Consider the following 2,187-nt stretch of genomic DNA (forward strand, 5'->3'; position numbering starts at 1 on the left):
CTCCCCAGTAATCATCCATATCCTCGCATTTAGGTGTTGTATAGTATACACCGTAAGGATTAGAGATTTTCTCCGCTATATTCTCTTCAGATTTTTTCCCAAATCCCTGTATAGCCTTTAATCCTGTTTCTGGTTCATTGTCCTGTGCCTCCTGTATTTCATCTGGCTGTTCATAATCATTGGGTTCTGAATAACTTTCATCATCATTATCATTTGATTCTGCAAAATTTTTCACACTGGTATCTGATTCTGCAAAACTGTTTTCTGTATAATCGTTACTATTCGTATACGATTCATCACTTGAGCTATCCTCATCATAAGCCAAACTATTAGCACTAACAGCTACATATGCCATATTTCCACATAACGCAAAACCACACAGACTAAGACAAGTCCACTTTATTCCCCATATAAGAAATCTTTTCATTTATTCCCTCCATTTTTCAACCATTTACATCATTTTTTTATGGCAAACAATTAAGTATTCGCTCCTTAATCTTCTTCCATACACCCCCAATCTTTATATCCTTATCAAATTTTCTATGTACAGTTGAAATATTCCATAGTAATTCCACTCCCTTAGGTATCATCACCCAATCTTTCACTTTATACGCCCAACGTAAGCAAACCAACAAAAAGTCTACATAAAACTCGACACTCGTCCAATCTGGAGCCCCCTCGAAAAGTTCAAGAACTTCTCCTGCATATCTTAAACAAAGAATCCCACATAAAATTTCAACAACCGGATACAGCCAGCTTAATGCATTCTCTAAATCGCTCAAAATTGTTCTACTAATACCAAATGTTCGCATTTCAGTGTTCCCAGCGTATTTTTCTATAAGCCATTCTCGAGCTTTCGTTAGCCCTGCACATATAACAACATAAAATACAAAACTTCCCCAGAATCCATCCAATATCTTCGGAATACCAGTTGCAAGCATTTGCCATGTAAAAATTAGTTCTGCAATACTTAGCCCAATTACAGTAGGAATCAAAAATTGCATTAGAAAATGTTCATATGGTGGTATCTCTAAATTTTCAATATCGCAATGCACATTCCCTGCTTTACTACTATTTTGCGATTTATCCTTATTAATCAATATGCACCCACATTCAGAACAATAGCGTTTATCTTCAGAATAATATTTATTACATTTTTCACAATACTTCATATTTTACTTATCCTTTGCCAAATATTTTTCAATATCTGTGTTATCCAATTTCAATATATCTTGAACAGTTAAATCCATAGACGATATATCAGTTCTGAATTTATCCACATCGTCTAACAAAATTTCACTTAGTCCATATGTATTCAGATAATCTTTCAACTCATCTGATATGTAATATGTATCTCCATCAGACATAAGAGTATATTCATCCTTTCCAACATCATACATTAAAATAGATATATTGCCTTCCGAAGTATCGACGTCAAGATATATATTTATCTGATTTTTATTAAAAATATATGCAAATGTTCCATCATTTCCGAGATTATCCGTATCAAACCAGCCTGAAAGACATTCTTGTATTTCTGGCTCTGTAATTCGTACCGAAACATTTTCATCCGAATATTTAATTTTCCATTTGTCTCCGTTGCAAAAACTATATATTGTGCCATCCCACTGCTCAAAATATTCAGATTGCAATGGTGCATTTTCCTTGAGCTCGGTGATTATATCAATCTTTTCCTGACTGAGCTTATTTTTATTCTGACTTCTGGAAACAGCATAACCAACAACACATAATGCAGCTACAGCAATAACAACATTTCTTATCAAATGAGATTGCTTTTTAGGAACACCTGGATTTTCAATAACTGCCCCCTTTGGGTTTCCACTATTTTTCTGCACAGTCTTTTCTTCTGTGCTTTCTCTCTGATTTACCTGTTTTTCTTCCATATTATCTTGCATGGTACTTCTTTTGGGTATTTCCTGTTCGGGTATTTCGTCAGTTCGTATTTCATGCGAAATCTCTTCCTCAACTTTTTCTTCTGTTCCTACCAACTTGGTTCCACAATATGGACAGAACTTATTACCTTCCTCAATTAACTTACCACAATTTTCACAATACATATTCTCCCACCCTTTCCTAGCATTTGTTTTTATCGTTATTTTTATACGTTTATACGTATTATTTTACAATATATTTTGTTTAATCTCAATAAAAAAAGACATTGAATAT

Annotated in this window: 3 protein-coding genes; all 3 read right to left on the bottom strand. The window is 33.8% G+C overall.

The window, feature by feature from the left end:
* Positions 1 to 427 (bottom strand): hypothetical protein (locus AB5Z12_RS20670; RefSeq protein ID WP_368357535.1); only part of this gene is annotated, 427 nt, incomplete at its 3' end.
* A 37-nt stretch (positions 428 to 464) separates the two neighbouring features.
* Positions 465 to 1,172, bottom strand: a complete 708-nt coding sequence (locus AB5Z12_RS20675; RefSeq protein WP_173719180.1) for a hypothetical protein — start codon at positions 1,170 to 1,172, stop codon at positions 465 to 467.
* Between the two features lie 3 nt (positions 1,173 to 1,175).
* Positions 1,176 to 2,078, bottom strand: coding sequence for a zinc ribbon domain-containing protein (locus AB5Z12_RS20680; RefSeq protein WP_173719179.1), 903 nt, complete (start codon positions 2,076 to 2,078; stop codon positions 1,176 to 1,178).
* Positions 2,079 to 2,187: the final 109 nt, after the last annotated feature.

The sequence above is a fragment of the Ruminococcus sp. RTP21358st1_G6_RTP21358_211008 genome (assembly GCF_040908885.1).
Classification (GTDB): Bacteria; Bacillota; Clostridia; order Lachnospirales; family Lachnospiraceae; genus Blautia_A; species Blautia_A faecis.

What these genes read in the sequence shown, in the direction of transcription:
- AB5Z12_RS20675 (WP_173719180.1), bottom strand. Translation starts at nt 1,172, where the DNA reads ATGAAGTATTGTGAAAAATGTAATAAATATTATTCTGAAGATAAACGC.
- AB5Z12_RS20680 (WP_173719179.1), bottom strand. Translation starts at nt 2,078, where the DNA reads ATGTATTGTGAAAATTGTGGTAAGTTAATTGAGGAAGGTAATAAGTTC.